The sequence below is a fragment of the Geminicoccus sp. genome (assembly GCF_036263595.1).
In the GTDB taxonomy this organism is placed as follows: domain Bacteria; phylum Pseudomonadota; class Alphaproteobacteria; order Geminicoccales; family Geminicoccaceae; genus Geminicoccus.
Map to the genome: position 1 here is coordinate 1 of NZ_DATAGQ010000084.1, position 7,702 is coordinate 7,702.

Sequence of the window (7,702 nt, forward strand, 5' to 3'; positions counted from 1 at the left end):
AAGGAGACCCTGTCGTCCTTCCTGCTCGATGACGGCGACATCATCGAGACCCTGGATGCGATGACCGCCAAGATCGAAGAGCTCAACAGCAAGTACGGTATCTGACCAGATGGCAGTGGGCAGCGCCGATCAGGCGATCCAAGTATCCACCCCAACCGCCAAGACGCGCCGCCGGGAGATGTCGGATACGCGCTTCGCGTTCATGATCGGCCTGCCCGTCCTAGCCTTCCTGTTGATCGTTGTGGCGTACCCACTGGGGTACTCGATCTATATGAGCCTTCATCAGATCGTGTTCTTCGGTGGGTACCGGGTTACCTTTGTCGGCTTCAAGAACTTCATCGATGTCTGGAGCGACAAGTCCTTCATCAACGCGATATGGGTCACGTTACGGTTTACCATCGAATCTGTGGTGCTGACCATGATCCTGGGGCTGCTTCTGGCCTCGATCATGAACCAGCAGATCCGCATGGCTGGTGTTGTGCGAACCCTCCTGTTCCTGCCCTGGTGCGTCTCGTCTTATGCGGCTGGCCTGATGTTCGGCCAGATGGTCAAGGGGCAGACCGGCATCTTCACAACGATCGCCTTCGCGTTCGGTGGAACGCAGGGTGTCGACCTGATGAGCCGGGCCACCGTGGTCGAGGTCCTGGCCGTCGCCAATGCCTGGCTGATGGCGCCGCTGGTGGCGTTCTTCATTCTCGCCAACATGAAGACGATCCCAAAGCGGCTTTATGATCTAGCGGCGATCGACCGGCTCACCAGTTGGGAGACCTTCCGCTACGTCACCCTGCCGCCGCTCCAATTCAGCCTGTTCGTGTTCTCGTCGATCACCACCGTACTCTCGATGAAGATGTTCGACATGATCCTGGTGATGACCAGCGGAGGTCCCGGGACGGCATCGGCGACACTGACCTATCAGATCTACAAGCGCAGCTTCAAGGATCTGAACCTTGGCTACGGTGCAGCCATGTCCTTCTATCTCCTGTTCTTCATCCTCGGCTCCACGTTCCTGATCTACCTCGTCTGGGGAAGAAGGGTTTCGCGTTGATGGCCAAGCGCTCGTTCTTCCTGTACCTGGCGATTGCGGTGGCGATCGTCTGGTCGCTGTTCCCGATCTACTGGTTCTGCCGGATGGCGTTCCTGACGCCCGACCAGATCCGCCTGTTCCCGCAGCCATTCCTGCCGGGCGTGTTCGAACTGGGTGCATTCTACAACATCTTCGGCTACGACTATACTTATGCGGCAGGCTTCAGCACTGGCGCATCCGGCCAGTCGAACCAAATCATCCGTGGTGTCTTCAACGGCCTGTTCATCAGTGGTGTCGTTACGGTCATCACGCTCATCATCGTGCTGCCGCTGGCCTACGTGTTCGCCCGCATGGATTTTCGGCACAAGGAGAAACTGCTGTTCGCGGTGCTGCTCTCCGTGGCGCTGCCGCCAGTCTCCACCCTGATCCCGTTCTATTCGATGTATGTGCAATTGGGCCTTACCGGCACCCGCTTCGGCCTCATCCTGGTGACTCTGACCATCACTGTGCCCTTCGTCGCTTGGATGCTGATCGGCTATTTCCGGAACGTTCCGCCGATCGAGCGGTTGGCACGGATCGACGGCTACAGCCGGATGAGCTGTTTCCTGACCTTGATCCTGCCGTTGTCGAAGAGCGGCATCGCGGTTGCGGCAGTCATCGCGTTCCTGTTCTCCTGGAACGAATACACCTACGCGCTCGTGCTGGTGAACGGTACTAGCGCCAACACGCTGCCACCGGCGATTTCGGGCTTCCTCGCTCAGTATCCCGAGCCTGGCAACCTGGCGGCGTCGATCATCGTCACGATCATCCCGCCGGCGCTGTTCGCCTTCTTCCTGCAGCGCCACGTCACCGAAATGAGCCTCGTCGATCCGGTCCGCTGATCACGGACGACCAGATAGGGGACCAGGAGAACCACGATGGCCAAGATCGATCTCGTCAAGCTCCGTAAGACCTTCGGTGCCTTTGTCGCTGTGCAGGGCCTGGACATGCAGATCGTGGACGGCGAGTTCCTGATCATGCTGGGCCCGTCGGGCTGCGGGAAGACTACCACGCTGAACATGATCGCCGGGCTCGAAGGCGCGAGTTCCGGGCACATCCTGTTCGACGGGGTGGATGTCACCGACGCGCCGCCGCACGAGCGCAACGTTGCGATGGTGTTCCAGTCCTCGCTGCTCTACCCGCATCTGACCGTGCGCCGGAACATCGAGACCAGCCTGCGTCACAGCAAGATCACGGATGCCGAGCGCAAGCGGAGGATCGCCGAAGCTGCCAGGATGCTGGAGATCGAGCCGTTCATGGACAAGCTGCCGGGGCATCTGTCCGGCGGGCAGCGCCAGCGCGTCGCGACGGCCAAGGCGATCGTGCGCGAGCCGTCCGTGTTCCTCCTGGATGAGCCGCTCTCGGCCCTGGATGCGGCCCTGCGCCTGTCGCTGCGCTCCGAACTGGTGAACCTTCAAAAGCGCCTGGGCACGACCACGGTGTTCGTGACGCATGATCAGGTAGAGGCCATGACGATGGGCGACCGGATCGCCGTCATCAATGGCGGCAGGCTGGAGCAGATCGGGACGCCCGACGAGATCTACAATGCCCCATCCACGGTGTTCGTGGCTGGCTTCCTGGGCTCTCCGCCGATGAACCTGCTCGAAGGCGAGGTCAGTGGCGGCTTCTTCCGGCGCGGGCAACTGGCGGTTCCCGTGACGGGTGCGGCCGGGAAAGTGACGCTTGGGGTGCGTCCGCAGGACGTGCTCGTCGTCGAGCCAGGCACGGCCGGCGCCATGCCGGTCACCGTCTTCGCCGTCGAGCATCTTGGCCGGGAATCGGTCCTGATCGCCGACGACGAGCACGGCGCCAAGGTCCGAGCCCTGGTGCCGCCCGGCTGGCATGCGAGGGTCGGGGAGCGGCTTGCCATCACGCCCGAGCCCGCCCGCTGCCTCCTGTTCGGTGCCGACGGCAACCGGATCCTCGAACCACTCGCCCGCGCCGCCTGATCCATTCTGACGGGTCCTGTTCCATGAACTTCGACGTCATCATCGTCGGTGCCGGTGCTGCCGGCGCTGTTCTGGCCGCTCGCTTGAGCGAGGACAAAGAGCGTAGGGTGTTGCTGCTGGAGGCGGGGCCGGATTTCCGCAGCGCCGAAGCCCCGCCGGAGATGCAGAGTCCGAATCCGTTCAACCTGCTGCTGCCCGAGCACTTCCAGAAGCGGTTCATGTATGCCGACCTGAAGTCGCGCCGCACCAAGCGGCAGGAGCATCGCATCTACTGGCGCGGCAAGGGCACCGGCGGCTCGACCGCCGTGAACGGCCAGATCGCCATCCGCGGCGTCCTGCATGCCTTCGACCGCTGGGCGGAGATGGGCTGCGAAGGCTGGTCCGGCAAAGCGGTGCTGCCGTTCTTCAACCGGCTGGAAGACGACCCGATCGAGGCCGAGCATCATGGCAAGGGCGGGCCGATCCCCATCTACCGGGCGCCCGTCGAACAATGGGGCAACATCGACAGGGCTCTGCGCGACGGTGCAATGGCGCTGGGCCATCCCTGGCACGACGACCTGAACGCGCCCGATGCCGATGGCGTCTGCACCTATGCGATCAACAACCGCAACGGCCGGCGCGTTTCGGTCAATGACGGCTACCTGGAGCCGGCGCGCGGCCGCCCGAACCTGACCATCGTCGGCGAGGCCAATGTCGACCGGGTGCTGCTCGACGGCAAGAAGGCCACCGGGGTCAGCGCCATCGTCAAGGGCGAGAAGCGGGACTTCCATGCGCCGCTGGTGATCCTGTCCGCTGGCGCCATCCATTCCCCGCCGATCCTGCAGCGCTCGGGCATCGGCCCGGCGGCTCTGCTGAAGCAGCACGGGATCGACGTCGTCGCCGACCTCCCCGTCGGCAAGGGCTTCTTCGACCACCCCTACTGCCGTTTCGAGCTCAAGCTGAAGCCGGAGTTCAAGGCGACCGACCCGGACGAGCGGCACACCAACTGCTGCGTGAAGATGAGCTCAAACCTGCCGGGCGGCTCGCCGCAGGACATCCTCTACGTCTCGATGAACCATGGCGGCATCGGCGTCGAAGTCGATTCGGCCCAGTTCGGCGAGGCGATGATCAATCTCATCCTGATGTGGGCGAACAGCCGCGGCACGGTCGAGATCGCGTCGGCCGATCCGTTCGTGCAGCCGATCGTCGAGGAGAACATGCTGGACGACGCGAGCGATCTGGCCCGCATGCGCGTCGCCTACCGCCATCTCGGCGAGATCGCGAAGCAGGATGCGGTCCAGCGGATCAGCAACGCCGTGATGCTCGCCGCTACGGACCTGCCGCTCTCCTGGCTCGACACGGCCACTGACGACCAGGTCGACGAGTTCCTGCTCGAACACTCCTCCGATGCCCAACACGGCACCGGCGGCTGCTGCATGGGACCGTCCGACTTCGACGACAGGAAGAGCGTGGTCGATCCGCACTGCCGCGTGCGCGGATTCACCGGGCTGCGCGTGATCGACGCCTCGATCATGCCCCTGGACTGCCAGGCCAACACCAACCTTTCCACCATCATGATCGGCGAGAAGATGGCCGACGAACTGCGCAAGGCATGATCACCGACGACGACGTCATCGAGCTACTGTCCGCCCTCGTCGCGATCCCTTCGGTCAATCCGGCCTTTCGCCAGCCGAACGATATGGACGAATGGTTCGGGGAGGAGGCGGTCGGCAAGGAGGTGGCGCGACGGCTTTCTGCCATGGGGCTTCAGCCGGAACTGGACGATGTCCTGCCCGGGCGGGCCAACGTCCTGGCGATGCTCAAGGGGCGCGGTGCCAGTGGCCGCAAGTTGATCCTCGAGTGCCACATGGACACCGTGCAGGTCAGCGGCATGAGCATCGAGCCGTTCACGCCGACCGTGCGCGATGGCCGCCTGTACGGCCGCGGTTCCGTCGACGACAAGGCCTGCATCGCGATGATGCTGCTGGCCCTGCGTGAGCTGGCGGCGGATCCACCGGCGATCGACGTCGAGTTTGTGGCGGCGGTCGACGAGGAATTCCAGTTCAAGGGCGTGCTCCACCATCTACGGCGTGCCCAAGGTGCCATCGGTGGAATCGCCGGCGAGCCGACGTCGCTGAAGGTCGTGACCGCCTGCAAGGGCTGCGTGCGCTGGACCATCGAGGTCCGAGGCAAGGCTGCCCACACCTCGCAGCCGCAGGAAGGCATCGACGCCATCGAGATCGCGACTGACCTGCTCGCCCATCTGCGCCTGACGCTGGGGGCGGAGCTGCGCACGCGCATGCATCCGCTGGTGGGCTCGCCAAGCCTGGTCTGCACCATGATCGAGGGCGGGCAGGGCCCCAACACGGTATCCGCCCGCTGCACCATGACGTTCGACCGCCGTACCTTGCCAGGCGAGACCGGCGAGGATGCCTGGCGCGAGATCGATGCTATCGTCCGCTCGTTCGCGGCTGGCCTGCCCGAGGGGGCAGCCATCACCATGCATCCGCCGTTCATCGATTCGATCTCGATGGATGTCGAACCGGGTGCTGCCATCACCGAGGCCATGCGTGCCGCCTGCCGCAAGCAGGGCCTGCCCGACGACATTATCGGCGTGCCCTATGGCTCGGATGCGACCAAGCTCACCACCGCCGGCATCCCGACCATCATCTTCGGGCCCGGCTCGATCGACCAGGCCCACACCGCCGACGAGTTCGTTCCGATCGCCGAGGTCGCGACCGCGGCCCGCATGCTGGTCGACGTCGTCCGGCAACTGGGCTGAAGAACCGCCATGAGCCTGGTCATCGGCCTCGACATCGGCACCACCTCGACGATCGGCATCCTGGTGGACCTGCCGGAAACCATCGTCGCGGTGACCAGCCGCCCGGTCACCTTCTCGGCGCGCCACCCCGGGTGGGCGGAGGAAGATCCGGAGGAATGGTGGGCGAATGCCTGCTCCATCCTCCAGGAGCTTTCGTCCCACGTCGTGGGCCGCACCTCGGACCTCAAGGGCATCTGCGTCACCGGCATGCTGCCGGCCGTCATCCTGCTGGACGAGGCGGGCCAAGTGTTGCGCCCGGCCATTCAGCAGAGTGACGCTCGCTGCAGCGCAGAGGTCGAGGAGGTGGCGGCCGAGGTGGACGAAGAGTGGTTCCTCCGCACCACCGGCAACGGCGTCAACCAGCAGATCGTGGCGACCAAGCTGCGCTGGATCGAGAAGCACGAGCCGGATGTCTTCCGGCGGATCGCTACCGTGTTCGGGTCCTACGACTACATCAATTGGCGGCTCACCGGCGAGCGGGTCGCCGAGCACAATTGGGCGCTTGAGGCCGGCTTCATCGACCTTGCGACCCATGCCATCGACGACCGGCTGGTGGCGCTCGCCCACGTGCCGCGTGACGCCGTCCCGCGCAAGTCGGTCCCACACGAGGTACTGGGCTCGATCGGACGAGCCGTGGCGGCCGCGACAGGGCTGCCTGAGGGCTTGCCGGTGTTCGGTGGGGCTGCCGATCACATGTGCTCTACCCTGGCCGCGGGAATCATCGCCAGGGGCGACGTCCTGCTGAAGTATGGCGGGTCGGCCGACATCATCATCGCAACCGACCTGCTCGTGCCCGATGCGCGGCTCTATACCGACTACCACCTGATCCCCGGCCTCTACGCACCCAATGGATGCATGGCCTCGGGCGGCTCCGGCCTGAACTGGCTGGTAACCGTGCTGGCCCATGAACGCCGGCAGGGGGAGACGTCCCATCAGGCCCTGGACCGGCTGGCGGCCGCTGTTCCGCCTGGCTCGGAGGGCTTGACCTGCCTGCCCTATTTCCTCGGCGAAAAGACACCGATCCACGACCCGCTGGCACGCGGGACGTTCACCGGGCTCAGCCTGAACCATGGTTCAGGCCATGTCTGGCGGTCAGCCCTGGAAGGTTTTGCGCTGGCGCAACTCCATCACGTCGAGGTTCTTCGCGAGATCGGGCATGCACCGACCCGCTTCTTCGCCTCCGACGGCGGCGCCAAGAGCCGGATCTGGATGCAAATCCAGGCGGACATCCTCCAAGCACCCATCCGGCTGCTGGAGAACCATCACGGCTCATGCGTGGGGGCGGCCTGGGTGGCCGCCGTGGGCGCCGCCCTCGGCGTCACCTGGCAGGACATCACCCGCCTGTGCGGGTGGGGCGAGCTCATCGAGCCCGACCCTGCCAACGCTCCGGCCTACCAAGAGGCGTATGGGAGCTACCGTTCCCTCTACCCAGCGTTGCGGCCGTTCTTCCACCGCCCGGCAATCATCCGTGGATGATCACCGGTCGCGCTGCGGGGCACCTCGTGGCGTGGCCATCACACTCGGCCCCGTATGCGGGATCCACGGTCGCCTGTCATCGGTGAAGGCTCGTTCAAAGGAACCTGATCATCCAGAAAATGTTCTCCTGCACGAAGCCGTTAAATGGCTGCTGACTTCGGAGACTTGGATGTCGATCAATAAGCTGTCCCCCGACCTGCGTGCGACGTTCCTGCGGTTCATGATGGCCGTCGCGGTGCTGATGAGCTTGGGCACTCTTGCTGCCTGCAACACCATGGAAGGCGCCGGCGAGGATATCTCGGCTGGCGGGGACGCGCTGGAAGATACGGCCGGAGACGTGAAGGACTCGATGTAATCGAGCGATATTCTGGCGAGAGGGCGGTCCCTGACGGGGCCGCCCTTTCTTGCTTCTGC

Annotated in this window: 7 protein-coding genes; all 7 read left to right on the top strand. The window is 64.5% G+C overall.

The features are described 5' to 3' along the window. Nucleotides 1-109: 109 nt before the first annotated feature. From VHL31_RS07160 to VHL31_RS07190, 7 genes are read left to right on the top strand one after another with little or no spacing between them, the layout of a single operon-like run. The gene (locus tag VHL31_RS07160) at nucleotides 110-1,045 is read left to right on the top strand and encodes a sugar ABC transporter permease (RefSeq protein WP_329660520.1); all 936 of its coding nucleotides are present in this window, start codon (nucleotides 110-112) and stop codon (nucleotides 1,043-1,045) included. Continuing rightward, a complete protein-coding gene (locus VHL31_RS07165; protein ID WP_329660526.1) occupies nucleotides 1,045-1,905 on the top strand; it encodes a carbohydrate ABC transporter permease in 861 nt (286 codons plus the stop codon). Before VHL31_RS07160 ends, VHL31_RS07165 begins: the two co-directional genes overlap by 1 nt. Before the next feature lie 36 nt (nucleotides 1,906-1,941). After that, nucleotides 1,942-3,012 (top strand): ABC transporter ATP-binding protein, encoded by a 1,071-nt coding sequence (locus tag VHL31_RS07170; RefSeq protein WP_329660521.1) that lies wholly within the window; start codon nucleotides 1,942-1,944, stop codon nucleotides 3,010-3,012. A gap of 23 nt (nucleotides 3,013-3,035) precedes the next feature. Further along, nucleotides 3,036-4,607 carry a GMC family oxidoreductase gene (locus VHL31_RS07175; RefSeq protein ID WP_329660522.1) on the top strand — a complete coding sequence of 524 codons (1,572 nt, stop codon included), beginning with the start codon at nucleotides 3,036-3,038 and terminating at the stop codon, nucleotides 4,605-4,607. Further along, entirely contained in the window at nucleotides 4,604-5,773 is a 1,170-nt protein-coding gene (locus tag VHL31_RS07180) for a M20 family metallopeptidase (RefSeq protein ID WP_329660523.1), read from the top strand. Before VHL31_RS07175 ends, VHL31_RS07180 begins: the two co-directional genes overlap by 4 nt. A gap of 9 nt (nucleotides 5,774-5,782) precedes the next feature. Next, entirely contained in the window at nucleotides 5,783-7,288 is a 1,506-nt protein-coding gene (locus VHL31_RS07185) for an FGGY-family carbohydrate kinase (protein ID WP_329660524.1), read from the top strand. 31 nt (nucleotides 7,289-7,319) lie between these two features. Next, on the top strand, nucleotides 7,320-7,643 hold the full coding sequence (locus VHL31_RS07190; protein ID WP_329660525.1) for an entericidin A/B family lipoprotein: 324 nt from the start codon (nucleotides 7,320-7,322) through the stop codon (nucleotides 7,641-7,643). The last annotated feature ends 59 nt before the right edge of the window (nucleotides 7,644-7,702 follow it).

Coding starts and splice junctions, on each gene's coding strand:
- VHL31_RS07165 (WP_329660526.1), top strand. CDS start 1,045: ATGGCCAAGCGCTCGTTCTTCCTGTACCTGGCGATTGCGGTGGCGATC.
- VHL31_RS07170 (WP_329660521.1), top strand. CDS start 1,942: ATGGCCAAGATCGATCTCGTCAAGCTCCGTAAGACCTTCGGTGCCTTT.
- VHL31_RS07180 (WP_329660523.1), top strand. CDS start 4,604: ATGATCACCGACGACGACGTCATCGAGCTACTGTCCGCCCTCGTCGCG.
- VHL31_RS07185 (WP_329660524.1), top strand. CDS start 5,783: ATGAGCCTGGTCATCGGCCTCGACATCGGCACCACCTCGACGATCGGC.
- VHL31_RS07160 (WP_329660520.1), top strand. CDS start 110: ATGGCAGTGGGCAGCGCCGATCAGGCGATCCAAGTATCCACCCCAACC.
- VHL31_RS07175 (WP_329660522.1), top strand. CDS start 3,036: ATGAACTTCGACGTCATCATCGTCGGTGCCGGTGCTGCCGGCGCTGTT.